The sequence below is a fragment of the Phenylobacterium sp. genome, assembly GCF_030646615.1.
Classification (GTDB): Bacteria; Pseudomonadota; Alphaproteobacteria; order Caulobacterales; family Caulobacteraceae; genus Phenylobacterium.
On record NZ_JAUSLG010000012.1, the window covers coordinates 37,343 to 63,431 of the forward strand.

The window sequence follows — 26,089 nt, forward strand, 5'->3', positions numbered from 1 at the left end:
CTCTGGATAAGACAGGGAGACGACCATGGCCCACTGGCTGCTGAAGTCCGAGCCGGATGCGTTTTCCTGGGACGACCTGGTGGCCTGCGGGGCCAAGGGCGAACCCTGGACCGGGGTGCGCAACCACACCGCCAAGCAGAACCTGATGGCCATGAAGCTGGGCGACCTCGCCTTCTTCTATCACTCCCAGGCGGGCAAGGAGATCGTCGGCGTCTGTGAGGTGATCAAGGAGGCCTATCCCGACCCCACCGACGCGAAGGGCGTCTTCGTCTGCGTCGACGTCAAGGCGGTCGAGCCCCTGCCTCAGCCCTTCACCCTGGCCCAGGCCAAGGCCGATCCGAAGCTTGAGGGCATGTCCCTGGTGACCTCTTTCCGCCTGTCGGTTCAACCGGTGACCGACGCGGAGTGGAAGCACGTCTGCAAGGCGTCCGGCCTGAAGACCTAAACGACCCGAACCTCCGCCGGCCCCTCGATGATCCGCCCGACGACGGCCGCCGCCGTCGCGCCCAGCTCGCCCAGCCGCGCCATGACCTGGGGAACCGTCTCCGGCGCGAGCGCGATCAGCAGGCCGCCGCTGGTCTGGGGGTCACAGAGGATGTCGCGGCGCCAGTCGTCAAAGCCCTCGGGCAGGACCACCGCCTCCCCATAGCTCGTCCAGTTGCGCCCCGAAGCGCCGGTGCGCACACCGGCCCTGGCCAGGGCCTCCACCCCGTCCAGCAGGATCGGCGCATCGGCCAAGATCTCGGCCGACACCCCCGCCCCCCGGCACATTTCCAGGGTGTGGCCCAGCAGGCCAAAGCCGGTGACGTCTGTGGCGCCATGGACTCCGGTAAAGGCCGCCAGCTCGGCGCCGATACGGTTGAGCTGGGTGGTCGAGGCGATCAGGGCCGCATAGCCCGCCGGCGCCAGGCGCTCCTGCTTGAAGGCCGCGCTCAGCACGCCGACCCCCAGGCCCTTGGTCAGTAGCAGAACGTCGCCGGGCCGGGCCGTGCGGTTGGTCAGCACCTTGTCGGGGTGGACCAGGCCCATGGCCACCAGACCATAGATCGGCTCGACGCTGTCGATGGAATGGCCGCCGGCCACCGGAATGCCGGCCTCGGCGCAGACCGCGGCCCCGCCGGCCAGGATGGCCGAGATCTGGTCGGTCGAAAGCTTGCCGATGGGCATGCCGACGATGGCCAGGGCGAAGATCGGCGTCGCCCCCATGGCGTAGACGTCGGAGATGGCGTTGGTGGCCGCGATCCGTCCGAAGTCGAACGGGTCATCCACCACCGGCATGAAGAAGTCGGTGGTCGCCACCAGGGCCTGCTGGTCATTGAGCCGCCAGACCGCCGCATCGTCGGAGGTCTCGGTCCCGACCATCAGGTTGGGGAAGACGGCCGCCTGGGGCACGCCGGCCAGGATCTCACGCAGCACGGCCGGCGCCAGCTTGCAGCCGCAGCCGCCCCCATGGGCCAGATCGGTCAGACGGACCTGCTCGGTCATGGGGCGTTCCTTGTCTTCGAGGGCGTGCAGGGCGTTGTATAGCACCCCAGCGGACGGGGAAGGCGCGGGCCATGGCGGGATATCAGACGACCCAGGCGGTGGGCGCCGGCGACCTCGCGGTGTTCGACGCCATCATCGATGTGCGAAGCCCGTCGGAGTTCGCCCTCGATCATGTGCCGGGCGCGGAGAACCTGCCCGTCCTGGACGACGCCCAGCGCGCCGAGGTCGGCACGATCTATGTGCAGGAGTCCCGCTTCCTGGCCCGCCGGATCGGCGCGGCCCATGTGGCGCGCAACATCGCCCAGCACCTGGAGACCGCCCTGGCCGACCGGCCGGCGAGCTTCCGGCCGCTGATCTATTGCTGGCGCGGCGGCCAGCGATCGGACGCCATGGCCACCATCCTGTCCCAGGTGGGCTGGCCGGTGACCTTGCTGCAGGGGGGCTATCGCACCTATCGCCGGCATGTCACCGCCAGGCTCTATGACGACGACCAGCCCCTGAAGCTGATGCTGCTGGACGGCCATACCGGCTCGGCCAAGACCGAGATCCTCAACGCCCTGCCGGCCCTGGGCGTCCAGGTCCTCGACCTGGAGGGGCTGGCCGACCACCGGGGCTCGCTGTTCGGCGCTCTGACGGGGCGGCCACAGCCGAGCCAGAAGATGTTTGAGTCCCGCCTGCTCGGCGCCCTGTATCGCCTTGATCTGGACCGGCCCATTGTGGTCGAGGCCGAGGCCAGCAAGATCGGCGACCGGATGACCCCGCCCATGCTGTGGCGGGCCATGCAGGCGGCGCCGCGGATCGTCCTTGAGGCCAGCCAGGACCACCGGGCCGCCTATCTGGCCGGCGCCTATGGCGACATCGCCGCCGATCCCCAGGCCCTGGAGGCCGCCTTCGCCCGCCTGCCGATCCCGCCCAGCCGCGAGCGCCTGGAGACCTGGCGGGGCATGATCGCCGCTGGCGATTTCGCCGCCCTGGCCGGGGCCCTGATCGGCCTTCACTATGATCCTGCCTACGACCGGGCGGCGCGCAAGTCTGACGCCCCGGTGGCGGCGCGGCTCGCCCTCGATCCGCTGGACGCCGACAGCCGAACCTCCGCGGCCCAGAAGATCAAAGCCCTGGTGATGGACGCCTTCGGGCGCGTCTGAGGGCCGTCTTGCCGCCGTATAGGAAGAGGAACCTCCTGCAGGGCCGTCGATTATAGCCGGGCTGGGAGCCTGACCCCTGCGGGGGTCGATACGGAGGGAGACAAGGTTTGACGATCCTGTTCCGCGGCGGTCCCCAGCCCCGCCCGCGCGCCTGGCGTCCCTTCATCGTCCCCGGTCTGGCCGTTCTGATGATCGCAGGTTGCTCGGGCGAGCCCAACGAGGCGCAGCTTCGCCCGCCGTCGGAGTGGCGGGCCAGCGTCGAAGAGTCCGCCCGGCACGCGGCCGACCGCACCCGGCGCGCCTCTGAAGAGGTGCTCCGCCGGTCCCCGGCCGTCGCCGCGCCCGCCCTGGCTCAGGCGATCCGCTTTTCCCGCGCCGAGGCGCTGCGGCAGACGCCTGAGGCCATGCCCGAGGACATTCGCATCGCCCTGAGTCCCTATTTCGATGAGGAAATCCTGGAAACGGCCCGCTGGACCCTGGCGGGCCAGGATCTCGGCCTCGGGTCGCTCCTGGCGCGCTGGTACTATGACGAAGGCGCCATCACCCTCCACGACGTCATTGTGTTTTCCGATGCGAAGGTCGCGCAGAACGTCTGGCTGTGGGCCCATGAGCTCGCGCATGTGGAACAATATCGACGGATGGGCCTCAACGGCTTCGCCCTGCGCTATGTCACCGACTGGCGCCTGCTCGAAGCCCAGGCCAGCAGCCGCGCCTTCGCCATCACCGCCGACATACGCGCCCTTCGCGCCGCCAGGCCGTCGCCGATCCAGGCGGTGATGGAGACCGTGGGCGACATGCTCGACCTCTCAGAACCCACCCCACCCGTCGACGACGCGACGGATCAGCCAGGGCCGGAAGACGCCTCCGAAGGCGCCGACACAGCGCCAACCTCAGACCCGGCGGCGTCGAGCACGGCGCCTGTCGCCTAGCGGGGCGATCTCCTCCAAGGCGGCTAATCGCCCAGGCAAGGCTTGCCACGACGGCCTGCATCGCCAAGCTAGGCGCGCAGTCTCAAGGGGGTAAGCCGCATGGCCATGAGTTCCGGATTTCTGGGCGCGATCGAAAAGGTGGGCAACCGCCTGCCTGACCCGGTGGTCATCTTCATCTGGATGATCGCAGCGCTGTTTGTGGCCAGCATGGTCGCCGCGGCCATGGGGGCCTCAGCGGTCAATCCGGCCACCGGCGAGACGCTGACGGCGATCAGCCTGGGGACGTCGGAAAACCTGCGCCGCCTGTTTGTCGACATGCCCCGCACCCTGACGGGCTTTGCGCCACTGGGCACGGTGCTCGTGGTCATGCTGGGCGCCGGCGTGGCCGAGCGCACGGGCCTGTTTTCAGCGGCCATGCGGGCCAGCGTCTCCAAGGCCCCCAAGGCGCTGCTGACCCCGATCATCATCTTCGTCGCGATCGTGTCGAACCATGCCGCCGATGCGGCCTATGTGGTGCTGGTGCCCCTGGCGGCCATCGTGTTCGCCGCCGCTGGCCGCCATCCCGTCGCCGGCATCGCCGCGAGTTTCGCAGGGGTGTCAGGGGGCTTTTCGGCCAACATCTTCCCCGGCCACCTCGACGCCCTGCTGCTGGGCATCACCGAGCCCGCCGCCCGCCTGCTGGACCCCACCTGGACGGCCAATATCGCCGGCAACTGGTGGTTCATCCTGGCCATGACCATGGTCTTCACCCCCCTCGGCTGGTGGGTGACCGACAAGATCGTCGAGCCGCGCCTGGGGCCGTGGACTCCGGCGACCCCCGCCGTGGTGACGGCGGACGTCCTGGACGACGCGGCCGAGGAAGCCGAGGCGGTCTCGCGCCGGGAGCGCAAGGGGCTGGTCTGGGCTGGCATCGGCGCCCTGGTGATCGTCGGCCTGTGGGCGGCCATGACCCTGGGTCCCGCCGCCCCCTTCGTCAACGCCGAGGCGGGGCCCGGGGAGCAGATGACGCCCTTCTACAACTCGCTGGTCGCCGGTTTCTTCCTGCTGTTTCTCGTCTGCGGCGTCGCCTATGGCGCAGCCGCCGGGACGGTGAAGGGCCAGGGCGACGTGGTGCGCCTGACGGGCCAGGCCATGGCTGAGATGGGGCCCTATATCGTGCTGGCCTTCGTCGCGGCCCACTTCGTCACCATGTTCAACTGGTCGAACCTTGGGGCGATCACCGCGATCCACGGCGCCGAGGGCCTGCGGGCCTCGGGCCTGCCGACGCCGCTGCTGCTGGCCGGCATGGTCCTGCTGGCGGCCAGCATCAATCTCATGATCGGCTCGGCCTCGGCCAAATGGGCGGCCCTGGCGCCGATCCTGGTGCCCATGCTGATGCTGTTGGGGGTCAGTCCCGAGATGAGCACGGCGGCCTATCGTATGGGCGATTCGACCACCAATATCGTCACGCCGCTGATGGTCTATTTCCCCCTGATCCTCGGCTTTGCGCAGCGCTATCAGAAGGACTTCGGCGTGGGGTCTCTGATGGCGGTGATGGTCCCCTATTCCGTCGCCTTCCTCAGCGCCGGCCTCATCATGATCCTGGGTTGGACGGCGCTGGACCTGCCCCTCGGTCCGGGGGCGACCGTGGACTACCAGTTGCCGACCGCGGCCCAGGCCCAGCCATGAGCCTGTCCGTCGTCCGGGTCTATACGGATCTGACCGGGTGAAGCCTGCGCCCTTCATTTCCACGCAACGGCCACCGATATAGGGTGAGCCGCAAGCACGCCCCTCCCCTTCTGGACGATCGATGAAGCAGTTCCTCACCACCATGGCCGGCGTCTTCGCCGGGCTGATCCTGTTTCTGGTGGGCGTGCCCTTCCTGCTCATCGTGATCGCCGCCGGCGCCACGCGGCCCGCCCCGCTGCCCAGCGACGTGGTGCTGCAGCTCGACCTGCGCACGGCCATGACCGACCAGGACGTGCAGAACCCCCTGTCGGGCTTCGGCCGCCGATCCAACTCGGTGATGTCCGTGATCGAGACGCTCAAGCGCGCCGAGGACGACCGGCGGGTGAAGGGCCTGATCGTGCGCCTGCCGGAAACCGGCATGGAGCCTGGCTCGGCCGACGAGATCCGCCTGGCGCTGAAGCGCTTCGAGGCCAGCGGCAAGCCGGTCATCGCCCACAGCCAGGGGCTCTATCAGGCCGGCGTCGTCACCTCGACCTATATGGTCGGCGCGGCCGCAAGCGAGTTCTGGATGCAGCCGGGCGCCGCCCTGCAGGTCACCGGCCTGGCGGTGGAAGACGTGTTCTTCAAGCGCTTCTTCGACAGGTACGGCGTCGAGCCGGACTATGAGCAGCGCAAGGAATTCAAGAACGCGGTCAACGGCTATCTCCACAGCGACTATACCGAGGCGCACCGCACCGCCCAGCTCTCCTGGATGAACTCGGTCTACACCAGCACCCTGGGCTTCGCCGCCGCCGACCGGGGTGTGGAGCCCGCCGTGCTCCGGACAAGGCTGGAAGGCGGACCCTATCCCGCCGCCCGCGCCCTGGAGCTTGGCCTGATCGATAAGCTCGGCCAGCTCCACGACGCCCAGGAAGCCATGCTGGAAACGGCCGGCGACGGCGCCGAACTGGTCGAATTGAGCACCTATGCCCGCAGCGTCGGGTCGAGCGAGGGGTCGGGTCCCGTGGTGGCCCTGATCGAGGCCGAGGGTCCGATCACCACCGGCCGCAACGGCCTGTCCAATCCCCTGGCGCCGAGCGCCATGATCTATTCCGATGATGTCGCCCAGGCGCTCTATGACGTGGCCGAGGACGACTCGATCCGGGCCGTCGTCATGCGCGTGAACTCGCCGGGCGGATCGGATACGGCGTCGGAGCAGATCCTCGCCGCCGTCCGGGCGGTGAAGGCCGCTGGCAAGCCGGTGGTGGTCAGCATGGGGACCTATGGGGCCTCGGGCGGCTATTGGATCGCCTCGGAGGCCTCGGCCATCGTCGCCCAGCCGACGACGCTCACCGGCTCCATCGGCGTCTATGGGGGCAAGCTGGCCCTTGGTCCGGCCCTGGCCGACTTCGGCGTCGACATGCGCGAGCTGGGGGTCGGCGGCGAGTTCGCCGGCGCCTATGGCCTCGGCTCAGGCTTCACCCCGGCCCAGGCCCAGGCCTTTTCGGCGATGATGGACAGCGTCTATGCCGAGTTCATCACCCGGGTGGCCCGCGGTCGCGACCTGTCGCCGGCCCGCGTGGACGAGATCGCCCGCGGTCGCGTCTGGACCGGCGCCCAGGCCAAGGCCCTGGGTCTTGTCGACGAAGTCGGCGGACTCTATCAGGCCATCGACCGGGCGAAGCAGCTGGCCAGCCTTGAGGGCGACATCCGCCTTCGACGCATGACGCCCCACGCCACGCCCTTCCAGGCCCTGGAACAGGCCCTGGGCATGGGCGCGGTCTCGGTGAAGACCCTGGCGGCCGCCGCCTGGGTGCTGGGCGATCCCCGCGCCCAGAGCGTCCTGGACACCCTGGCGGCCGAGCGCCTGCAGGGCCAGGGTCACGGCGCGGTGCTGGCGCCGACGCCGGTGCGATAGCCGGCCCACCACCGACCCACAGGCGCTCGATCCAGGCCCGTGACAGGGTCTGCGCCACCCATCTGACGGCGCCGCAGATGGGTGTGGGCGCTGAGGTCCGTTCTCAGCCGCCCTTGACGCCAGGCCTCATCGCATCGGGCTCTGGACTCCAGGTCTTGAGCGCGTTTCACCCGATTACCAGTTTTATCGGGAACGCGCTCCAGGGCGTCGCCGGCTTGACGAGGCGCCCCTTGCCGCCGGTCTGACGGGGCGCGATGCCGCCACAAACCACCCGACCGCCCGATCACCAGGCATGAGAAAGGGGCGGCGGATCACTCCGCCGCCCCCTCCATGTCGCAAGACGTCCGTGGCTTAGAAGCGGAGCTTCACACCCGCATAGGCCTGACGGCCGAAGACGTCGTAGTAGGCCGGAACAGTATCCAGAGCCTGAGTGCCGGCCTGGCTGGTCGGGAAGAACGGGGGTTCTTCGTCGAACACGTTGTTCATGCCGAGATAGGTCTCGATGTTGTCCGTCGCGGCCCAGCGAACTTGGAAGTCGCTGTATACCTTGGCCTTGATGTCGACGATGGAGTCGCCGAACAGGTCCTCCGGCGCGCTCTTCGTCTTGCCGATATAACGCACGGTCCAGGAGGAGCGAACCGGCCCCATCGCCCAGGACAGGGTCGTATTGCCCTGCCGCTTGAGCCACCCCTGGTCGGAGGTGGAGCCGCCGGCCGCGCCGAGCAGGTCGAGGACGTCGCCGCCCGGATAGGGCGTCTGCTCGGCCTTGTCGTAGAAGGTCCAGACGCTGTTGAGGTTGAGCGAACCCCAGCGTTCGGCGCCGGCGAAGATGTCGCCGATCATCAGGCCGTAGTTGACCTCCAGATCGACGCCCGCGATCTCGAGGCTCGCAATGTTCTGCACCTGGTCATTGACGTCGGTGAGGACATAGTTGGCGCCCGGGACGGCGGGGTCGCTGCCGCGCGTGATCTGGTTGCAGAAGATGTCACGCGCGCCGGCTTCCGAAGTGTAGCAGAGCTGCGCGATATTCTGGCGGCCAACCGTATTGATGACGCCTTCCAGTTCGATCTCGAAGCGGTCGACCGAAATGGTCAGATCCCGCGACCAGGTCGGCATGAAGTCGAACGAGCTGGCCTGGAACACCAGACCATAGGTCAGGGTGTCGGCGACTTCCGGCTTGAGGTCGGGGTTGCCGCCGACGAAGCCGGAGACACCTTGTTGAACCGTCAGCGGGGGGTTGTAGTTGCCGGGAACGCCAGCGGCCTGGCAGTTGGAGCGCAGGGTCGCATTGCTGTTCGACGCCCAGTTGATGCAGGGGTCAGCGATCGTGCCGAAGGTCTGGCTCACGCCGGTGACCTCGCCGAGAACCGGCGCACGAACCGCGCGGTTCTTCATCGCCCGGAAGCGAAGGCCCGAGACGGGCGACCAGTCACCACCATACTTCCAGGTGTCGTAGGTCCCCACGTCGGAGCCGTCCGACCAGCGGTAGGCGGCTTCGACGTTCAGTTCCCGGGCGAAGGGCAGGTCGCGCAGGATCGGAACCGTCGTCTCGAGGAAGAACTCGTCGGTCTTGAAGGAGGTTTCAGGGCTGTCGCTGATCTGGTTGCCCGTGGTCGTGCCCAGATTGATCTCGGTCGAATAGTCTTCGTACGAGGTGGTCCGGCGCGATTCGGCGCCGACCGCGATCTGCAGGGGGCCGGCCGGAAGATCGACAATCGAACCCGACAGGAACACCAGGCCGTTCTCCAGCTCGCTGCGCGAGTTCACGCCGCCGGAGCGAACAAGCCAAGCCTGCTCTTCTGCGCTGTAGCCATCAAAGGGGTTGATCGGCACGCAGCCTTGGGCGCGGGCCAGCGGATCCACGCACTCATAGGTGCCGGGCGCGCCGGCGATGGGTTGGACGCGGAGACCGGCATAGAGGGCGTCACGCGCGACGAGGCCGTTGGACTGGCCGTCAAACGTGGTGCGCCCCCACACATAGGAGGCTTCCCAGTTCCAGTCGCTGCCGAAGCCGCCAATGGTGTCGAAGTCGCCGCGCAGACCCACCACGCCGCGGATCGTCTGACGCAGGTTGTTGGAGCCCCGGTCGCCGAGACCGGAGAAGCGCTGCCACCAGGTGATTTCGCTATCGCCGTTGGCGAGGGCGAGGGCGCGAAGGTCGGCCGGCAGGAAGGGGTTGTCGGTGGGAATGGACGGCTCAATCAGGCCTGAGACGAGGTCCCCGTTCGACTGGAACGGATGGGCCTCGAACGGGCCGTTGGTTTGCGACGAGCCATAGTTCAGCTCGGCGAAAGCCGTGATCCGATCGGTGATGGCGAAATCCGCGTCCGCCGCCAGCATGACCCGCTCGGTGGGGATCGCCAGGGTGCGCGCAGCGTTCCGGTTATAGCCGTGAGTCGCCACGGCGAACGGAACCACGGCGCCATTGATGTAGGTGTAGCTGGGCGCCACGCCATCGACGAAGTAGCGACCGCTCTCCGGAACGCCCGAACGCGCGGCAGGACCGCGGACGGGGGCGCCCGGCGGCGACCAGAAGAAATCCTCGGCGCAGATATAGCGGTCAGCGCAGCTCACCAGGCCCTGGTAGTCGTACTGCAGGGTCAGGCCAGCGTGGCCGCCATCGAAGTTGCCGCCGAAACGGACGAAGGCGCTGGGGTTCTGGTTGTCGTGATTGTCGAGCGCTTCCCCGTAGGAGAAGCCCATCTCGACACCTTCAAAGTTCGTGTCGGTGATGATGTTGACGACGCCAGACACCGCGTCGGCGCCGTAGATGGCCGAGGCGCCGCCGGTGATGACATCGATGCGCGAGATGTTGGCCGAGGGGATGGTGTTCAGGTCGACCGCGTTGGAGAAGATGGTGCCCGAGGGCGCCCGGCGGCCATTGATCAGAACCAGCGAGCGCGAAGAGCCCAGGTTCCGCAGGTTGATCACGTTGAGGCCCGAGGAGGTCGTGCCCGAGAAGGTCGATTGGGTCCGCGACGCGCCGAAGGAGGCCGAGAACTGCGGCAGGCTCACCAGCACGTCGGAGATGTTCTCCAGCCCCTGCTGCTCGAGCTTCTCTCTGCCGACCACCTGAACGGGCGCGGCCTCGACGAGATTCGGGCGCACGATGCGCGAACCGGTGACAACAAGTTCCTCGACTTCGGCGACCTGCTGCGCGGCAGCAGGCGACACGGCCATAACGGCGAACGCAGCGCCACAGATCATCGAGGACGCCAACAGGCGTTCTCGCTTGGATTTGATGTTCAAGGTCAGATCCTCCAGCGGGCCAAACTCGCGTCCCTCGGACGCTCGTAGGGCCGCTCCCCACAAAACAGATTTCCCGCGGATCGAAGACCGACCCCGGTTACGTGTGAGTTACGGAGGTTACCGAAGGGGGGTCAACGGCCATTAACAAGCCGCAATGTATTCGACCCAGACCTGTCACATTGAGGACACATAGAGGCCATGGCCAAGGCGCTTGACGATCAATTCATGCCCCTATTTGGGGCCTCAGGGCCTTTCAGGCACAGATATCTCGTGCGGTGGTGGTCAATTATGTTCCCGACCCAACCCGTCACTCGCGGACTGACCAGGGCCTTGCTGTTCAGGAAATAGACCGGGACGATGGGCGCATCGGCCAGCATGATACGTTCGGCCTCCGACAGATAGCCGGCGCGGATCGCCGCATCCGGCTCATTGTCGGCCTGGCGAAGCAGCGCGTCGTAGGTGGGGTTGCTGTAGTCCCCATAGTTCTGCGGCCCGGCCGAGGTCTGGTTCAGATAGAGGAAGCTCATGGCGTCGTTGTAGTCGGCCACCCAGCCGGCGTCGGCGATCTGGAAGTCGCGGGCCCGATAGGCGGCATAGGCGATCTGGACTTCATTCTGGGCCAGGGAGAGATCGACCCCGACCTCCTTCAGATCCGCCTGGATGGCGGGCATGAACAGGGTCGGGTCCGGCGAGTTGCGGTGCTTGATCTCAAGCCTAAGGGGTCGGTCGGGCGTGTAGCCCGCTTCCGCCAGCAGCCGACGCGCCTCGGCCTGGCGTCGGGCCAGGGGCCAGCTCGCCCATTCCGGAAGCGGCGGCGATACATAGTTGGCGACGCCGGGCGGCACATAGTTGTAGGCCGGGGTCTGACCGCCGCGCAGCAGCTTTTCGGTGATGAATTCCCGGTCGATCGCCATGCTGATGGCCCGACGGACCCGGATGTCCTGCAGCGCCTCCACATTGGCGTTAAAGGCCAGATAGGCCACGCCGAGCCAGGTGTGGGTCTGGACGTAGTCGGGGATCTCCTCGCGCAGGAAGCCGATGCGGTTGGACTGGATGTCAAAATTCAGATCCAGCTCGCCACGCCGCACCCGGCGCTCTGCGCTCGCAGCGTCGGTGGTCGGATAATAGTAGACCTGATCGATACAGACCGACTCGGCCTCGTAGAAGCGTGGGTTCTTGATCAGCTTCACATAGTCGCCCAACCGCCAGGTCTCGACCGTGTAGGGGCCGTTGGAAACGATGTTCTGCGGCTGGACCCAGGCGTCGCCCAGCCTCTCCACCATGTGCTTGGGCACCGGGGACATGGTCTGGTGCTTGGCCACCTCGGGCAGGTAGGGCGCAGGATGGACGAGGCGAATCTCCAGGGTGCGTGGACCAATCGCCCGCACGCCGAGGGTCTCGGCCTCGGCCTGGCCCTCATTGATCGCCTGGGCGCCGGCGATGAAATAGAGCAGCGAGGCGTATTCCGACGCGGTCTCAGGGCGCAGGATACGCTGCAGGGAAAAGACGAAGTCGTCGGCCGTTAGCGGCTGGCCGTCAGACCACACCGCCTCGCGCAGATGGAAGGTCCAGACCAGCCCGTCCTCGCTCACGTCCCAGCGCTCGGCCATCCCCGGAACCGTCCCGCCGGCGGCGTCATCCTGGGTCAGGCCCATGAAGGCGTCCGACAGGATACGGCTTTCCCAGGTGCCGGTGGCCTTGTGCGGATCGAGCGTCGCCGGCTCCGAGCCGTTGCCCATCAGGATACAGACCTGCCCCTCCGGACAGTCGGGGCGGGCCGGCGCCTGCGGCGCGCAGGCGACGGTCGCGCCCAGGAACATGGAAACAAGCAGCGCCACGACGGCAGGCGGACACGAGAAGAGATTGCGCCGGACGCGGCGGACCTCTTCAATGAGGCTCAGAAAGATCATGAGGCAACCGATGACAGGTTTTTGGACCGGGGCAAGACTCGGGCTGGGGCTGGCTGCTGCGAGCGCGCTGGCGCCGATGGCGGTTCTGGCGCAGACGCCGGCCTCCCCGCCCGGCCGGGCGGCGGTCCTCCAATCGCTGCTGGACTGCCGTAGCCTCAGCGAGGATTCGGCCCGTCTGGCCTGTTACGATCAGGCCGCCGGCGCCATGGATCAGGCCGAGGCCCAGGGCGATATCGTCGTGGTCGATCGGGAACAGGCGCGCAATGTGCGCCGCCAGGCCTTTGGCTTCTCCCTGCCCTCACTGGCCCTGTTCGAGCGGGGCGAAGCCCCCGACGATATCGACAATGTGACCGGCGTCGCCAAGCGCGCCTATCAGGCCGCCAGCGGCAAGTGGGTGATCGAACTGGAGGACGGGGCGGTCTGGCAGCAGACCGACACCGAGAAGCTCGTCCGTCGGCCGCGCCCAGGAACCAAGGTTGAGATCCGCAAGGCCTCCATGGGCAGCTTCTTCATGAACCTGGACGGCCAGCGCGCCGTGCGAGCCCAGCGGGTCGAATAGGCGCCGCGGGCCTCGTCTACCGGTCCTTCGGGTCGATGGCGTCGCGCAGGCCGTCGCCGATGAAGTTGAAGCTCATCAGGGTGACCACCATGGTGAGCGAGGGGAAGACCAGCAGCCACCAGGCCAGCTCCATGTCCTGCGCCCCATTGGCGATCAAGGTGCCAAGCGAGGCCATGGGCGGCTGCACCCCCAGCCCCAGGAACGACAGGAAGCTCTCGGCCAGGATCACGGCCGGGATGGTCAGGGTCACATAGACGACCACAGGTCCCAGCAGGTTGGGGATGATGTGCTTGGCGATGATGCCGCCGTCGCCCAGGCCGGCGGCGCGGGCGGCCTCGACAAACTCCTTGTGCTTCAGCGACAGGGTCTGGCCCCGCACGATCCGCGACATGGTCAGCCATTCCACAGCCCCGATGGCCACGAAGATCAGGATGATGTTCGAGCCAAAGGTGACCATCAGCAGGATGACGAAGAAGATGAAGGGAAGCGAATAGAGCACGTCGACGACGCGCATCATGATCTCGTCGATCCGCCCGCCCAGATAGCCGGCCACAGCGCCCCAGACGACGCCGATGATCAGGGAGACCGAGGTGGCCACCAGACCGATGGCCAGCGAAACCCGCAAGCCCGTCAACAGCCGCGCCAGCAGGTCGCGCCCCAGGGAGTCGGCGCCCAGCAGGTGGCCCTGGGTGAGCGGCGGCGCCCAGACGTGATCCTTGTTGATCTGATCATAGGCGAACGGCGTGAAGAACGGCCCGATGACGGCGGCCAGAACCAGCACGCCCAGGACGATCATGCCCCCCACGGCGGCCTTGTTGCGCAGCAGGCGGCGCTGGGCGTCGTCCCACAGGCTGCGCCCGCGGGCGGCCTTCTCCATGGTCTCGGCGCCCCGGCGCGAGCCGGGCGTCAGGATGGTCCCGGTCATGACAGTCTCACGCGCGGATCGAGAACCGCGTGCAGCAGGTCGGCGATCAGGTTCAGAATCAGGATCAGGGCGGCGTAGAAGATCACCATGCCCATGACCACGGTGTAGTCGCGCTGGAGCGCGCTGATGACGAAGAACTTGCCCAGGCCCGGCAGGTTGAAGATCTTCTCCACCACCAGCGAGCCGGTGATCAGGCCCGCCGCCGCCGGCCCCAGATAGCTCACCAGGGGCAGGATGGCCGCGCGCAGGGCGTGGCGCCGCACGATCCGATTTTCCGGCAGCCCCTTGGCCCGGGCGGTGCGGATATAGTTGGAGCGCAGCACCTCGACCATGCCGGCCCGGGTCAGCCGCGAGATGATCGCCACCTGCGGCAGGGTCAGGACCACTATGGGCAGGATCAGGTTGGGCAGCGCGCCCCCGTTCCAGCCGGCGCTGGGCAGCCAGCCGAGCTTCGAGGCGATCACCAGGACCAGGATCGGCGCGGTGACGAAGGTGGGTATGCAGACCCCGAGAATGGCGACGGTCATCACCACATAATCGGTGGTCTGGTTCTGTCTCAGGGCCGCCAGCACGCCAAGGCTGACGCCAATGAGCGTGGCCAGGATGATGGACGACAGGCCGAGCGTCAGGCTGACGCGGTAGTTCTCCTGCAGGATCTGCAGGACGGTCTTGTCCTTGTATTTCAGCGACGGCCCGAGATCGCCCTGGACCACGCCGGCCAGATAGGCGCCGTACTGTTCGTGCAGCGGGCGGTCCATGCCGTACTTGGCCATGACATTGGCCTCGATCTCCGGCGACAGCTTGCGGTCGCCGTCGAACGGGCTGCCCGGGGCGGCGCGCATCATGAAGAAGGCGACGGTGACCACCAGGAACAAGGTCGGGATCGCGATGAGAAGGCGTCGGCCTATGAAACGCAACATGTGGGCTGGGCTGGTCTTTCGCTGGCGCCGCGGGTGCTCGCCGGGCGTTGCGAAACTTCCATCGCGCCCCGATGATGTCAAACAAAGCCGAAAGAGCGTCGTTTACGTCAGGACCCCATGACACCGTTTCGCCAGGTCACCGACCAGTTTTCCACCAGCCCGCAAATCTCCGAGGCCGACGTGGCCGCCGCCGCCGCGCAGGGTTTCGTGCTGATCATCAACAATCGGCCAGACGGCGAAGACCCGGCCCAGCCGACCGGCGCCGCCATCGAGGCCGCCGCCCGATCGGCGGGCCTGGACTATGTGGCGATCCCCGTTCGGGGCGGGCCGACCATCGAACAGGTGGCCGCCGTGCGCGAGGCGATTGACCAGGCCGACGGGCCGGTGCTGGCCTATTGCCGCTCGGGCACCCGCTCCATCGTCACCTGGGCCCTCGGCCAGGCCCAGGCCGGAGCCCTGGAGCCCGACAAGCTTATCGCGCTGGGCGCTGCGGCCGGCTACGACCTGTCTGGCGTCGTCGGCTAGGGCAGGTCGGCCAGGCTGACCCGCGCAGCCATGGCCGACGGCTCGGCTTCGCAGCTGGCCAGCGCCAGGGTGAGTTGCGCCGCCATGAGACAGAGGACGGCGAAGGCTGCGCGCTGGAGCCGTTTTGAGACATATATGGCCGTATCCGCGATCATGTTCGACACCTCTTCCGCCACTTGGGGGAAGACACCGCAACAAGGGCGCCGCCTTTAGCCCGCCTCTTGGAGTCCGCCGCCGATGATCCCCTATGTCCGCGACATCACGTTCGAATACGGCGTCTGCGATCAGGTCTCGCCGCTGATCCGGCGGGTCATCGCCCGCAATCCGGGACCGTTCACCTTTACCGGCACCGGCACCTATATCGTCGGCCGCGGCCAGGTGGCGGTCATCGATCCCGGCCCCGATCTGCCTGAACATCTCGAGGCGATCCTGGCGGCCCTGGAGCCCGGGGAGCAGGTGTCCCACATCCTGGTCACCCACCACCACAGCGACCATTCGCCCCTCGCCGGCCCGCTGAAGGATAAGACCGGCGCGTCGATCTATGGCTGCGCCGTCGGCGTGCAGGCCGAGGAGTCGACCATCCGCACCGAGGCCGGCGCGGACTTCGGCTTTTCGCCCGACATCAGCCTCTGTGGCGGCGGACAGATCATCGAAGGGCAAGGCTGGACGCTGGAGGCCGTAGCCACGCCAGGTCACACCTCCAACCACATCTGCTTTGGCCTGAAGGAGGAGAACGCCCTGTTCTCCGGTGACCACATCATGGGCTGGTCGACCACGGTAATCACCCCGCCGGACGGGGACATGACCGACTATATGGAGAGCCTGGAGCGGGTGAAGGCCCGCGGCTACGAGGTGCTCTGGCCCACCCATGGCCCGCCGATCCGCGACGTCACCCCGTTCATCGAGGCCTATGCCGCCCACCGCCGGGCGCGGGAAGCCCAGGTGCTGGCCGCGGTGAAGGACGGTCACGGCAAGATCGTCGAGATGGTGCCGGTGCTCTATGCCGACGTCGATCCGCGCCTGCACCCGGCCGCCGCCCGCTCGGTGCTGGGCCACATGATCGACCTGGTCCGCCGCGGCAAGGTGGTCACCGACGGGGCCCCGGGCATCGACAGCCTCTATCGCCCCGCCAGCTGACGGACGCTAAACCTCAGACGCCCAGGCCGCCGGTGGCGGCCATGACCGCCAGGGTGACTGCGCTGATCAGCACCGCCAGCACGGCCGGACCCCAATAGCGGCGGAAGCCGCCCATGGCCGCGACGAAGATGGCCAGCACGCTGGTCAAAGCGCCGACCGTTGCTGCCTGCGGAACCCAGGCCAGGGCCAGCTGGGCGGCTGTCCCGTTCACCAGGCCATAGCTCCAGCCATAGGTCCCCATGGCGAACAGGGCCGCCGGCGTCACCGCCAGGGCGAGGGCGAGCGCCATATAGAGACCCGCCAGGGGCGAGGCCTTGCGTCGCGGCGCGCGGGCCTTGGGCATGACCAGCGGCGAGTCCGCGGCGTCCAGCGGCGCCGTCCGTCGCTCAGCTCCGGCCGTTTCAGCGGTCGAGTCGAAGGTTAGGGGTTCGAGGACCTGTAGCTGGTCCCGCCCCTCATCCGGAAAAGGGCCGAGGGCTTCCGCCGTGGCCTCCTTGTGGGCGTCGGCGGCAGGCGCGGGCGGGGCGGCGTCCAGGGCGGTCAGCCCTTCGCCGGCGCCCACCACCGTCAGGCCCTCGGGGGCAGGGTCGCTGCTGATCACCCCAGGCGCTGGCGTCCAGGCGAGCGATGACGGCGTCCCGCCCGGCGCCGGTTCGGGCGCATAGAGCTTGGGCGAGGACGCCAGCAGAGGCGCGGCCGGGGCCGGCTCGGCGGTGGGCAGGCGATAGTCGGCCATGCGCTCGCGGATCAGCTTCTTGTCGATCTTGCCGGTGGCGCCGAGCGGGATGTCGTCCACGAACACCACGTCATCGGGCATCCACCACTTGGCGATCTTGCCGTCCAGGAAGTCGAGGAACTCCTGTTTCGTGGCCCCCTGGTCCTTGCGCAGCTTCACCAGCAGCAGGGGGCGTTCGTCCCACTTGGGATGCTCGACGCCGATCACCGCGGCGAGCTCGGCCTTGGGATGGCCGGCGGCCAGGTTCTCGATCTCGATGGAGCTGATCCACTCGCCGCCGGACTTGATCACGTCCTTGGCTCGGTCGGTGATCTGCATGAAGCCATGCTCGTCGATGGTCGCCACGTCGCCGGTGTCGAAGAAGCCCTCGGGGTCCAGCAGCTTGCCGCCCTCGGCCTTGAAATACTCCCCGACCACGAAGGGGCCCTTGACCTTGAGCCGGCCGAAGGTGGTGGCGTCGTGTGGCAGACGCTCCTCGGCGTCGTCCACCAGCTTCATCTCGATGCCCAGCGGGGGACGGCCCTGCTTGAGCTTGAAGCGCAGCTGCGCCTCCTCGTCCATGGCGGCGATCTTGTGGTTGGGCGTGGCCTGGGTGCCGAGCGGCGAGGTTTCGGTCATGCCCCAGGCGTGGGTCACATCGACGCCGAACTCGTCGCGGAAGCCCCGGACGATGGCTTCGGGCACGGCCGAGCCGCCGATCACCACACGCTTGAGGCTGGTCAGCTTGCCGTCGGTGTCGCGCAGGTGCTGCAGCAGCATCTGCCAGACGGTGGGCACGGCGGCCGAGAAGTTGACCTGCTCGCTCTCCAGCAGTTCGTGCACCGAGGCGCCGTCGAGCTTCGGCCCCGGCATGACCAGCTTGGCGCCTACGGCCGGCGCCGAGAAGGCGATGCCCCAGGCGTTGGCGTGGAACATGGGCACCACCGGCAGGATGGAGTCCGCAGCCCCAACCCCCAGCACGTCCGAACCCATGGTGGTCAGGGTGTGCAGGAAGTTGGAGCGGTGCGAATAGAGCACCCCCTTGGGATTGCCCGTGGTGCCGGAGGTGTAGCAGAGGCCCGCGGCGGTGTTCTCGTCGAAGCCGCCCCAGGCGCAGTCGGGCGAGCTCTCGGCCGCTAGGGTCTCGAAGCACAAGGCGCCCTCGATGGGGCAGTCGGCCATGTGCGCCTCGTCGGTCATGACGATGATCTTCTCGACCGTCGGCAGCTTGTCCTTCAGGGCCGCCAGGATCGGCAGGAAGGTCAGGTCGGTGAAGATGACCCGGTCTTCGGCATGGTTGATGATGTAGGCGAGCTGTTCGGGGAACAGGCGGGGGTTGAGGGTGTGGCAGACCATGCCGACCCCCATGATGCCGTACCAGGCCTCCAGGTGCCGGGCGGTGTTCCAGGCGAGCGTTGCGATGCGGTCGCCGGGCTTCATGCCCAGGTTCAGCAGCGCATTGGACAGCCGCTTGGCCCGCTCGTGGACCTCGGCATAGGTGGTGCGGACGATGGGCCCTTCGACGCTGCGCGAGACAATCTCGCGGTCCCCGTGCCAGGCCTTGGCGTGGTCGAGGATCTTGTCGACCGTCAGCGGCCAGTCCTGCATCAAGCCGAGCATCAGTCGCCTCCCTTTAGATTATCGGTGTTTGGTTGAGACCTAAGCTAGATTTGCCGGGCGTCCAAGGCAACGCCAGTCGCTTGCCTGGGGCGCAAAGGGAATGGCCTGCCCTTTGGAGGGTGACAGGGGCCAGGCCTTGGGTTAAATCAGCCCCATCATGTCTCCGAACGCCGCCACCTATCTCTTTTGGTATTTTGGCTATCCGACGCCCCTGGCGACGGACGGAGTTCTGCTGACGTGACCCAGACGTAAGAAGAACCTCAACCGCCGCCGCCGATCCGGCGGCTTTTTTTATGGCCCGTCGGACGGCTTCGCCAAAGCGCCCCTCCGAGAGAGCCTGTCCATGACCGCCACCGACCCCCTCACCACCGACGACCTGCGCATCAGCTCCATCAGGCCGCTGACGCCACCGGCCGAGATCATGGCCGCCCAGCCCCGCACCGACCGCGCCACCAGCACGGTCACCGGCGCGCGCAGAGCCGCCCAGGACATCATCCACGGCCGCGACGACCGCCTGCTGGTGGTCATCGGCCCCTGCTCCATCCACGATCCGGATGCGGCCATGGACTATGCGCGCCGGCTGGCGGCGGAGCGCGCCCGGTTCGCCGGCGAGCTGGAGATCCTGATGCGGGTCTATTTCGAGAAGCCGCGGACCACGGTGGGGTGGAAGGGGCTGATCAACGACCCTGGCCTGGACGGCGGCTTCCAGATCGACCAGGGCCTGCGCATCGCCCGCGGCCTCCTGGCCGACATCAACGACCTGGGCGTGCCGGCGGCCTGCGAGTTCCTGGACGTCACCACGCCCCAGTACATCGCCGACCTGGTCGCCTGGGGGGCCATCGGGGCGCGGACCACCGAGAGCCAGATCCATCGCGAGCTGGCCTCGGGCCTCTCCTGTCCCGTGGGCTTCAAGAACGGCACCGACGGCAATGTGCAGATCGCCGTGGACGCGGTGCGGGCCGCCAGCCAGCCGCACCATTTCCTGGCGGTGACCAAGGAAGGCCGCTCGGCCATCGCCGCCACGACCGGGAACGGCGACTGCCACGTGGTGCTGCGCGGGGGCGCGGCCCCCAATCATGACGCCGCCAGCGTAGCGGCCGCCTGCGCGCTGATCGAGAAGGCGGGTCTTGCGCCCCGGCTGATGGTCGACGCCAGCCATGCCAACAGCCACAAGAAGCCGGAGAACCAGCCTGCGGTCGCCGCCGACCTCGCCGCCCGGCTGAGCGCCGGCGATCGGAGCGTCATGGGCGTGATGATCGAGAGCCACCTGGTGGCCGGCCGCCAGGATCTGGTCCCGGGCCAGCCGCTGACCTACGGCCAGTCCATCACCGACGGCTGCATCGGCTGGGCGGATTCCGTCGCCGTGCTGGAAAACCTGGCGGGCGCGGTCGCCGCCCGGCGCAAGGCCCTGGCCCGCGAGCCGGCGCAAGCCTGAGGGAGGGTCGGGCCTGACGGAGGATCAGGCCGGGGTCTGGAGGTGGCTCCAGGCCTCGGCCGCCTCCGCGGCCGGGCCGGACGCATCGACGCGGGTCCAGGTGAGGTCGCCAACCTCCCGGTCGATCTGCATCTGCAAAGTCTCGACCGTGGCGTCCGAGGCGTCCCCATGCCGGGCGCCGATCCGCGCGGCGAGGATCTCGGCCGGCGCCTCCAGCCAGATCCCGGAGAAGGGAACCCCCGCCCGACGAGCCAGGGCCTCGGCCCGGGCTCTCAGCTCCGGAGAGATGAAGGTGGCGTCCAGCACCACGGCGCGGCCGGCCGCCAGGGCCTGGCCCGCCTCGCTGAACAGGGTGTCATAGACCTGCTCATAGAAGCCCGGCCCATAGGCGCTGGCTGGCAGGCGGCTGTCGGGGGGCACGCCCATGAGGCGCTTGCGGACCTCATCGGTGCGCAGCACCACGGCGCCGGGCGAGGCCCCCAGCCCTGGCGCAATGAGCCGCGCAAAGGTGGACTTGCCCGTGCCTGACAGGCCGCCCACGGCCGCCAGGCTGGGCGGCGGCGGCGACAGGTGGGCGAGCGCAGTATCCAGATAGGCGCTGGCCGCCGCATCGTCGCCCGAGTGCGCCCAGACATGGGTGCGGACCGCCGCGCGCACCGCCAGCATCAGCGGCAGGGCGGCGAGCCCATCCCAGAGTTCTGGGCCGAAGCTGCGGGCCGCCTCGTCCAGATAGGCCGACAGCACCCGCACCGCGGCGTCGCGACGGCGGCGGAAGTCCAGGTCCATCAGCAGGAAGGCGATGTCGTACTGGACGTCCACATCCGACAAGGTGTCGTTGAACTCGATGCAGTCGAACAGGATCGGCCGCCCATCCTCCAGCAGGATGTTCCCCAGGTGCAGGTCCCCGTGGCAGTGGCGGGCGAAGCCGCCCATGGCCCGGGCGTCCAGCAGCGCCTGATGCTGGAAGAAGGCCGCATCCGTCGCCGCCACCACCGCCTCGACCCGCTCTGCCCCCAGCCGATGCGCCAGGTCGCGCAGGAGATGGGCGTTGGAATCGATGGTGAACTTCAGCGCCCGGCCGCCGCCGCCCTGGGGCCGCAGGGGCGCCGAGGCATGGAAGCCGGCCACAGTCCGCCCGAGACTGTCGGCCAGGGCGCCGTCCACCGCCCAGGGCTGGGCGGCCAGCACGGCGTTTTCATCGAACCGGCGCATCTCCAGGGCGAATTCGACAGGCTCGCCCGCCCCGTCGAACTCCAGCCCGCCGTCAGCCGTGCGGCTGATGGTGCGCACCGTGCGATAGATGTCCGGGGCCGCCGCCCGGTTGAACCGCAGCTCGCGGTCCAGGGCCCAGCGCCGCAGCTCGAGGGTGGAATAGTCCAGATAGCCGAGCTCCACCCGGCGCTTGATCTTGAAGGCGCGCTCCGGTGTCAGGAAGACCCGGGCGCAGGCGGTGTCGATGCGTCGATCGGCCTGGCCCTCCAGCCAACTGGCGACCTCGGCCTCCTCGGGATCGGTCAAGACACGGCGTCCATCAGGGATAGAGGCGCTCTGTGGTCCAGCCGCCGCTCGCCCGGGCGAAGACCAGGCGCTCATGCAGACGAAACGGCCGGTCGCGCCAGAACTCGATCACCGTGGGCGTCAGGCGGAATCCCAACCAGTGAGGCGGCCGCGCCACCTTGCCGAGGCCAAAGCGCAGGCCGGTCTCGGCGATGCGCTTTTCCAGGGCCAGCCGATCCGGCAGGGGCCGAGACTGGCTCGAGGCCCAGGCGCCCAGCTGGGAGGCCCGCGCCCGGGTGGCGAAATAGGCGTCGGCCTCGGCCGCCGTCACCGGAGCGACCGATCCTCGCACCCGCACCTGCCGGCGCAGGGACTTCCAGTGAAACAGCAGGGCGGCGCGGGGATTTTCCGCCAGCTGCCGGCCCTTGGCGCTTTCCAGGTTGGTGTAGAAGACGAACCCCGCGGGATCGACGTCCTTCAGCAGCACCATCCGCACGTCGGGCGCGCCATCGGCGTCGGCGGTCGATAGAGCCATGGCGTTGGGGTCGTTGGGCTCCTTGGCCCCAGCCTCCCGCAGCCACTCGGAGAACAGGGCGAAGGGATCCTCCTCCGACAGCAGCGGCGGCGGCTCGGCCTTCGTCACCTGGGCCACATAGTCGTCCTCGCTGGGCGAGGCGGGGATGAGGGAGTCTTCGGGGAGCGGGGTCTTTGACATGACCTGCGCCCTATAGCGCGCAGGCGGTCGCACGTCAGGGGTTTAACGCGCCGTTGACGGCGCCTGGCTTAGGACTTTCGTCCTATGAGCGGGACCGATCAGCCCCTGACCACCCGCCGGGCGCGGGAGATGCTTGGCGTAGACGCTGCGGCCTCGCCGGGCGAGCTGCGTCGCGCCTTCCGCAATCGGGCCAAGGCCGTGCATCCCGACCGCGATGGCGGCGACGCCGAGGCCTTCCGCCGCCTCGTCCAGGCCTATGAAGCCCTTCGTCGCGGCCCTGGTCCAGAAACCTCGATCCGTCAGCCCCCCAGTGTTCAGACCCGTCGTGCGGCGGACGCCGCAACCCTCAATGTCAGTCCGACGGTGGCGGTTCAGGGCGGCTCGCTGGAGCACGTCATGGGCGATGGGCGGCGCCTGCGCATCACGGTTCCGGCGGGCCTTCGCAGCGGCGACCGGCTGCGGGTCGGCGGCGAACTTCTCAGCGTGGCGGTGCGCGGGGACGGCCGGCTGATCGTCCGCGGCGACGATCTCTGGGTCACGGCGGTTCTCGACCGCACCCTGATGGACCAGGGTGGCCGCGCCCGGGTGGAGACGCCCCTGGGCCCCAGGGACGTCTGGATCACCCAGAAGGCGGCCGCCCGCGGCCTCATCCGACTGGCTGGCGAAGGCCTCCCGGCCCGGGGTCGTCACCGGCAGGGTGACATGTTCATCCGCCTGCAGGCGGCCAGCGATACGGCGTCCAGCGCGGCGCGCGCCCTGCTTCGCCGTTTCGCCGCCGCCTGGGCGGCGTGATCAGTCCCGATCGCGATCGGTGATGTTGAACTGCGTATCCAGCTCGAAGTCGTACACGCCGTCGGCGCACTTGGCGTCTTCCACCTCGTAGCCCTCGATCACGCCGTCATCTTCTTCGCGCTCGATCTCGCGGGGATCGCTGCAACCGACCGCAGCCAGGGCGGCCATCACCTGCGCCCGTTCCTGGGCCGAGGGCGGCGCATCAGCCAGGCTGGCGGTGGCCGGCAGCATGAGGGCGGCGACCGAGAGGATCACGAGGCGCATCGGCTTGAACTCCTGTTGCGTTTTCATGCCCTAACAGCGCGGCTGAAGCTTGCGAGTTCCCCTATGCCGGGGCGTGGCGCCCGCCGGGAAATGCGCTAAGACCGCCGCCATGTCGCACAACACATTTGGCCACCTGTTCCGCGTCACCACCTGGGGCGAAAGCCATGGGCCGGCCCTCGGCTGCGTGATCGATGGCTGCCCCGCCGGCCTCCCGCTCACCCCGGAGGATGTCCAGGTCTGGCTCGACCAGCGCCGGCCGGGCCAGGGCAAGTTCGTGACCCAGCGCCAGGAGCCAGACGCGGTGCGCATCCTGTCGGGCGTCTTCGAGGACGAGCGCACCGGCGGCCCCGTCACGACCGGCACGCCGATCTCGATGATGATCGACAACACCGACCAGCGTAGCCGCGACTATTCCGAGATCGCCCAGGCCTTTCGCCCGGGCCACGCCGACTATCCCTATTTCGCCAAGTACGGCGTGCGCGACTATCGGGGCGGCGGCCGCGCCTCGGCCCGGGAGACCGCCGCCCGCGTCGCCGCCGGCGCCGTGGCCCGTAAGATTCTCGACGGCGTCACCATCCGCGCCGCCGTGGTTCAGATCGGCCCCCATGCGATCGACCGCAGCCGCTTCGACTGGGACGAGACCCGCAACAATCCCTTCTGGTGTCCCGATCCTGAGACAGTCCCGGTCTGGGAATCTCACCTGGAGACGATCCGCAAGAGCGGCTCCTCCACCGGCGCCGTCGTCGAGGTGGAAGCCACCGGGGTCGCCGCCGGCTGGGGCGCGCCGATCTATGGCAAGCTGGACGCCGAGCTGGCCGGGGCGCTGATGTCGATCAACGCCGCCAAGGGGGTCGAGATCGGGGCCGGCTTCGCCGCCGCGGCCCTGTCTGGCGAAGAGAACGCCGACGAGATGCGGATGGGAAATGACGGCCAGCCGGTCTTCCTGTCGAACATGGCCGGCGGCGTGCTCGGCGGCATTTCTACCGGCCAGGCTGTGAGCGCCCGGGTCGCCTTCAAGCCGACCTCCTCCATCCTGACGCCCCGGCAGAGCCTCAATGAGGCGGGCGAAGAGATCGAGCTGCGCACCAAGGGCCGGCACGACCCCTGCGTCGGAATCCGCGCCGTGCCGGTGGTCGAGGCCATGGTCGCCTGCGTGCTGGCTGACGCCTTCCTGCGCCATCGCGCCCAGGCCGGCGATGCGCGGTTTGTCCCGGGCGTCGGCGCACAGCCCAGGCTGGCGACCTGAGCCAACCTCAGAGATCGCCGGTTTTCCGCATTGACCCGGTCGATGACTTGCCTGAAATGAGCGGCTTCGAATCCGGCCCCATCCGGAGAAGCAAGCAAAGACACCGCCGCGAAAGACGGAAACCTTGCGCTACGAACTCCTGAGGATCCTGCTGGTCGACGACAACCACCACATGCGGGTGCTGTTGACCGAGATTCTGCGGGCCATCGGCGTGGTCCATGTCCATGAGGCCGCCGACGGGGCCGAGGGCCTGCAGGCGCTGCGCAGCCACGCCATCGACATCGTCATGACCGACCTGTCCATGCAGCCCCTGGACGGCATCGACTTCGTGCGCCTGCTGCGCAACTCCCCCGACAGCGCCAACCAGATGATCCCCGTGATCATGATCACCGGCCACTCCACCCTGCGCCGGGTGGCCGAGGCCCGGGACGCCGGGGTCAACGAATTCCTGGCCAAGCCGCTGACCGCCCGGGGCGTATTGGAGCGGCTGAACCGCATCGTCGAGCATCCGCGGCCCTATATCCGCACGAAGGACTATTTCGGTCCCGACCGCCGCCGCCGCGCCGATCCCAATTTCAATGGTCCCTGGCGTCGTAGCACCGACACCGCCGTGGCCCTGTCGCACCAACTGGACTGACGCGGCGGCCGCCGCCACCATTTGGTGATGTTTTGCGCGTCTTCTGGCGGCTGACCTCCCGGGGATTCACCATGAACGCGCCGATGCTGCTTCGCCTGAGCCTGATCGGCCTCCTGGGCCTCACCCAGGCGGGTTGTCTGGCCGCCGCGGTCGTCGGCACGACTGCCGGCGTAGCTATCGGCGTCACTGGCGCGGCCGTCGGCGCCACGGCCAAGGGCGTCGGCATGGCCGCCGGCGCGGTGATCCCCGGCGGAGACGATGAGGATGACCACCGACGCCGCCGGTGAGCGCCCCGGGACCTAGAGCGCGTTCCGATAGGTGGGAACCGGTTATCGGAACAAAACGCGCTCAAGACTTTGAATTGAGAGCCTGACTTAACGATCAGACGGTTCCGTCTGATCGCATCAGGCTCTAGAGGCTCAGGGCGCAGCTTTCGCCGATGGTCGGGCGCGACACCTTGATCCGGGTCAGGCCCGGGAAGTCCGCCTTCAGCCGGTCGGCGAAATAAAGGCAGATGTTCTCCAGGGTCGGGCTTTCCAGGCCGGCCTTTTCATTCAGCAGGCCGTGATCCAGTTCCAGGGCGACGGCGCGCAGGGCGCTGTCGAGCTCGGCCAGATCGGCCACCCAGCCCACGGGCGGTTGCGGCGCGCCGGCCACGGTCGCCTCCACCTGAAACGAGTGGCCATGCAGCCGCGTATAGGGGCTGTCGGCGGGGCCATGGGGCAGGAAGTGGGCCGCGTCGAAGGTCGCGACCTTGGTGATCTCGAAGATATGCGATGTCATCTGGCGCGCTTCAGGGCGACCCGTCCAGCCAACCGG

The 26,089-nt window shown here is 68.3% G+C and carries 24 protein-coding genes; 13 read left to right on the forward strand and 11 right to left on the reverse strand.

Annotated features, from left to right (window positions below; genetic code table 11):
- The first annotated feature begins 25 nt into the window (after positions 1 to 25).
- A complete protein-coding gene (locus tag Q7S93_RS01760; protein ID WP_304711845.1) occupies positions 26 to 445 on the forward strand; it encodes an EVE domain-containing protein in 420 nt (139 codons plus the stop codon).
- Here Q7S93_RS01760 and selD read toward each other — a convergent pair.
- Positions 442 to 1,485 carry a selenide, water dikinase SelD gene (gene selD / locus Q7S93_RS01765; protein WP_304711846.1) on the reverse strand — a complete coding sequence of 348 codons (1,044 nt, stop codon included), beginning with the start codon at positions 1,483 to 1,485 and terminating at the stop codon, positions 442 to 444. The genes Q7S93_RS01760 and selD overlap by 4 nt on opposite strands.
- 71 nt (positions 1,486 to 1,556) lie before the next feature.
- Here selD and mnmH point away from each other — a divergent pair, with 71 nt between their 5' ends.
- The 4 genes from mnmH to Q7S93_RS01785 all read left to right on the forward strand — a co-directional run bounded on the left by mnmH (position 1,557) and on the right by Q7S93_RS01785 (position 7,124).
- Positions 1,557 to 2,630, forward strand: coding sequence for a tRNA 2-selenouridine(34) synthase MnmH (mnmH, locus tag Q7S93_RS01770; protein WP_304711848.1), 1,074 nt, complete (start codon positions 1,557 to 1,559; stop codon positions 2,628 to 2,630).
- Between the two features lie 107 nt (positions 2,631 to 2,737).
- Complete coding sequence (locus Q7S93_RS01775; protein WP_304711849.1) at positions 2,738 to 3,559, forward strand: eCIS core domain-containing protein; 822 nt, start codon at positions 2,738 to 2,740, stop codon at positions 3,557 to 3,559.
- A 99-nt stretch (positions 3,560 to 3,658) separates the two neighbouring features.
- Positions 3,659 to 5,227 carry an AbgT family transporter gene (locus Q7S93_RS01780; RefSeq protein ID WP_304711851.1) on the forward strand — a complete coding sequence of 523 codons (1,569 nt, stop codon included), beginning with the start codon at positions 3,659 to 3,661 and terminating at the stop codon, positions 5,225 to 5,227.
- A 121-nt stretch (positions 5,228 to 5,348) separates the two neighbouring features.
- Entirely contained in the window at positions 5,349 to 7,124 is a 1,776-nt protein-coding gene (locus Q7S93_RS01785; protein ID WP_304711852.1) for a S49 family peptidase, read from the forward strand.
- A gap of 351 nt (positions 7,125 to 7,475) precedes the next feature.
- Here the strand turns inward: Q7S93_RS01785 and Q7S93_RS01790 are convergent, their stop codons facing one another.
- On the reverse strand, positions 7,476 to 10,373 hold the full coding sequence (locus Q7S93_RS01790; protein WP_304711853.1) for a TonB-dependent receptor domain-containing protein: 2,898 nt from the start codon (positions 10,371 to 10,373) through the stop codon (positions 7,476 to 7,478).
- A gap of 218 nt (positions 10,374 to 10,591) precedes the next feature.
- Entirely contained in the window at positions 10,592 to 12,193 is a 1,602-nt protein-coding gene (locus Q7S93_RS01795) for a peptide ABC transporter substrate-binding protein (RefSeq protein ID WP_304711855.1), read from the reverse strand.
- 100 nt (positions 12,194 to 12,293) lie between these two features.
- Between Q7S93_RS01795 and Q7S93_RS01800 the strand changes: the two genes are divergently transcribed.
- Complete coding sequence (locus tag Q7S93_RS01800) at positions 12,294 to 12,842, forward strand: hypothetical protein (RefSeq protein ID WP_304711857.1); 549 nt, start codon at positions 12,294 to 12,296, stop codon at positions 12,840 to 12,842.
- A gap of 16 nt (positions 12,843 to 12,858) precedes the next feature.
- Here Q7S93_RS01800 and Q7S93_RS01805 read toward each other — a convergent pair whose 3' ends face one another.
- Together Q7S93_RS01805 and oppB are read right to left on the reverse strand one after the other, a co-directional pair.
- Entirely contained in the window at positions 12,859 to 13,767 is a 909-nt protein-coding gene (locus tag Q7S93_RS01805; RefSeq protein ID WP_304711859.1) for an ABC transporter permease, read from the reverse strand.
- The gene (oppB, locus tag Q7S93_RS01810) at positions 13,764 to 14,687 is read right to left on the reverse strand and encodes an oligopeptide ABC transporter permease OppB (protein WP_304711861.1); all 924 of its coding nucleotides are present in this window, start codon (positions 14,685 to 14,687) and stop codon (positions 13,764 to 13,766) included. Before oppB ends, Q7S93_RS01805 begins: the two co-directional genes overlap by 4 nt.
- Before the next feature lie 117 nt (positions 14,688 to 14,804).
- Here oppB and Q7S93_RS01815 point away from each other — a divergent pair, with 117 nt between their 5' ends.
- Positions 14,805 to 15,212, forward strand: a complete 408-nt coding sequence (locus Q7S93_RS01815) for a TIGR01244 family sulfur transferase (protein ID WP_304711864.1) — start codon at positions 14,805 to 14,807, stop codon at positions 15,210 to 15,212.
- Here Q7S93_RS01815 and Q7S93_RS01820 read toward each other — a convergent pair.
- Positions 15,209 to 15,367, reverse strand: a complete 159-nt coding sequence (locus tag Q7S93_RS01820) for a hypothetical protein (RefSeq protein ID WP_304711866.1) — start codon at positions 15,365 to 15,367, stop codon at positions 15,209 to 15,211. The two genes, Q7S93_RS01815 and Q7S93_RS01820, sit on opposite strands and share 4 nt — an antisense overlap.
- 82 nt (positions 15,368 to 15,449) lie before the next feature.
- On the opposite strand from Q7S93_RS01820, the gene Q7S93_RS01825 reads away from it, so the two are divergent.
- Positions 15,450 to 16,349: an MBL fold metallo-hydrolase gene (locus tag Q7S93_RS01825; RefSeq protein WP_304711868.1), complete on the forward strand. Its 900-nt coding sequence runs from the start codon at positions 15,450 to 15,452 to the stop codon at positions 16,347 to 16,349.
- A gap of 13 nt (positions 16,350 to 16,362) precedes the next feature.
- On the opposite strand, the gene Q7S93_RS01830 is transcribed toward Q7S93_RS01825, so the two are convergent.
- Positions 16,363 to 18,684 carry a long-chain-fatty-acid--CoA ligase gene (locus tag Q7S93_RS01830; RefSeq protein WP_304711870.1) on the reverse strand — a complete coding sequence of 774 codons (2,322 nt, stop codon included), beginning with the start codon at positions 18,682 to 18,684 and terminating at the stop codon, positions 16,363 to 16,365.
- 343 nt (positions 18,685 to 19,027) lie between these two features.
- Here Q7S93_RS01830 and Q7S93_RS01835 point away from each other — a divergent pair, with 343 nt between their 5' ends.
- Positions 19,028 to 20,119, forward strand: coding sequence for a 3-deoxy-7-phosphoheptulonate synthase (locus tag Q7S93_RS01835; protein ID WP_304711871.1), 1,092 nt, complete (start codon positions 19,028 to 19,030; stop codon positions 20,117 to 20,119).
- Between the two features lie 24 nt (positions 20,120 to 20,143).
- Here Q7S93_RS01835 and Q7S93_RS01840 read toward each other — a convergent pair whose 3' ends face one another.
- The gene (locus Q7S93_RS01840) at positions 20,144 to 21,637 is read right to left on the reverse strand and encodes a bifunctional aminoglycoside phosphotransferase/ATP-binding protein (RefSeq protein WP_304711872.1); all 1,494 of its coding nucleotides are present in this window, start codon (positions 21,635 to 21,637) and stop codon (positions 20,144 to 20,146) included.
- Between the two features lie 13 nt (positions 21,638 to 21,650).
- Entirely contained in the window at positions 21,651 to 22,331 is a 681-nt protein-coding gene (pdxH, locus tag Q7S93_RS01845) for a pyridoxamine 5'-phosphate oxidase (protein ID WP_304711873.1), read from the reverse strand.
- 84 nt (positions 22,332 to 22,415) lie between these two features.
- On the opposite strand from pdxH, the gene Q7S93_RS01850 reads away from it, so the two are divergent.
- Entirely contained in the window at positions 22,416 to 23,123 is a 708-nt protein-coding gene (locus Q7S93_RS01850) for a DnaJ C-terminal domain-containing protein (RefSeq protein WP_304711874.1), read from the forward strand.
- On the opposite strand, the gene Q7S93_RS01855 is transcribed toward Q7S93_RS01850, so the two are convergent.
- A complete protein-coding gene (locus Q7S93_RS01855; protein ID WP_304711875.1) occupies positions 23,124 to 23,387 on the reverse strand; it encodes a hypothetical protein in 264 nt (87 codons plus the stop codon).
- A 109-nt stretch (positions 23,388 to 23,496) separates the two neighbouring features.
- Here Q7S93_RS01855 and aroC point away from each other — a divergent pair, with 109 nt between their 5' ends.
- The 3 genes from aroC (at position 23,497) to Q7S93_RS01870 (ending at position 25,557) form a co-directional block, all read left to right on the forward strand.
- The gene (gene aroC / locus Q7S93_RS01860; RefSeq protein ID WP_304711876.1) at positions 23,497 to 24,633 is read left to right on the forward strand and encodes a chorismate synthase; all 1,137 of its coding nucleotides are present in this window, start codon (positions 23,497 to 23,499) and stop codon (positions 24,631 to 24,633) included.
- Between the two features lie 124 nt (positions 24,634 to 24,757).
- Entirely contained in the window at positions 24,758 to 25,270 is a 513-nt protein-coding gene (locus Q7S93_RS01865) for a response regulator (protein ID WP_304711877.1), read from the forward strand.
- A gap of 71 nt (positions 25,271 to 25,341) precedes the next feature.
- On the forward strand, positions 25,342 to 25,557 hold the full coding sequence (locus tag Q7S93_RS01870) for a hypothetical protein (RefSeq protein WP_304711878.1): 216 nt from the start codon (positions 25,342 to 25,344) through the stop codon (positions 25,555 to 25,557).
- A gap of 124 nt (positions 25,558 to 25,681) precedes the next feature.
- Here the strand turns inward: Q7S93_RS01870 and Q7S93_RS01875 are convergent, their stop codons facing one another.
- Positions 25,682 to 26,053, reverse strand: coding sequence for a 6-pyruvoyl trahydropterin synthase family protein (locus Q7S93_RS01875; RefSeq protein ID WP_304711879.1), 372 nt, complete (start codon positions 26,051 to 26,053; stop codon positions 25,682 to 25,684).
- Positions 26,054 to 26,089 lie beyond the last annotated feature (36 nt).

Coding starts and splice junctions, on each gene's coding strand:
- pdxH (WP_304711873.1), bottom strand. CDS start 22,331: ATGTCAAAGACCCCGCTCCCCGAAGACTCCCTCATCCCCGCCTCGCCC.
- Q7S93_RS01870 (WP_304711878.1), top strand. CDS start 25,342: ATGAACGCGCCGATGCTGCTTCGCCTGAGCCTGATCGGCCTCCTGGGC.
- Q7S93_RS01850 (WP_304711874.1), top strand. CDS start 22,416: ATGAGCGGGACCGATCAGCCCCTGACCACCCGCCGGGCGCGGGAGATG.
- Q7S93_RS01785 (WP_304711852.1), top strand. CDS start 5,349: ATGAAGCAGTTCCTCACCACCATGGCCGGCGTCTTCGCCGGGCTGATC.
- Q7S93_RS01800 (WP_304711857.1), top strand. CDS start 12,294: ATGACAGGTTTTTGGACCGGGGCAAGACTCGGGCTGGGGCTGGCTGCT.
- Q7S93_RS01830 (WP_304711870.1), bottom strand. CDS start 18,684: ATGCTCGGCTTGATGCAGGACTGGCCGCTGACGGTCGACAAGATCCTC.
- mnmH (WP_304711848.1), top strand. CDS start 1,557: ATGGCGGGATATCAGACGACCCAGGCGGTGGGCGCCGGCGACCTCGCG.
- Q7S93_RS01855 (WP_304711875.1), bottom strand. CDS start 23,387: ATGCGCCTCGTGATCCTCTCGGTCGCCGCCCTCATGCTGCCGGCCACC.
- Q7S93_RS01825 (WP_304711868.1), top strand. CDS start 15,450: ATGATCCCCTATGTCCGCGACATCACGTTCGAATACGGCGTCTGCGAT.
- selD (WP_304711846.1), bottom strand. CDS start 1,485: ATGACCGAGCAGGTCCGTCTGACCGATCTGGCCCATGGGGGCGGCTGC.
- Q7S93_RS01805 (WP_304711859.1), bottom strand. CDS start 13,767: ATGACCGGGACCATCCTGACGCCCGGCTCGCGCCGGGGCGCCGAGACC.
- Q7S93_RS01760 (WP_304711845.1), top strand. CDS start 26: ATGGCCCACTGGCTGCTGAAGTCCGAGCCGGATGCGTTTTCCTGGGAC.
- aroC (WP_304711876.1), top strand. CDS start 23,497: ATGTCGCACAACACATTTGGCCACCTGTTCCGCGTCACCACCTGGGGC.
- Q7S93_RS01820 (WP_304711866.1), bottom strand. CDS start 15,367: ATGATCGCGGATACGGCCATATATGTCTCAAAACGGCTCCAGCGCGCA.
- Q7S93_RS01835 (WP_304711871.1), top strand. CDS start 19,028: ATGACCGCCACCGACCCCCTCACCACCGACGACCTGCGCATCAGCTCC.
- Q7S93_RS01875 (WP_304711879.1), bottom strand. CDS start 26,053: ATGACATCGCATATCTTCGAGATCACCAAGGTCGCGACCTTCGACGCG.
- Q7S93_RS01815 (WP_304711864.1), top strand. CDS start 14,805: ATGACACCGTTTCGCCAGGTCACCGACCAGTTTTCCACCAGCCCGCAA.
- Q7S93_RS01795 (WP_304711855.1), bottom strand. CDS start 12,193: ATGTTCCTGGGCGCGACCGTCGCCTGCGCGCCGCAGGCGCCGGCCCGC.
- Q7S93_RS01780 (WP_304711851.1), top strand. CDS start 3,659: ATGGCCATGAGTTCCGGATTTCTGGGCGCGATCGAAAAGGTGGGCAAC.
- oppB (WP_304711861.1), bottom strand. CDS start 14,687: ATGTTGCGTTTCATAGGCCGACGCCTTCTCATCGCGATCCCGACCTTG.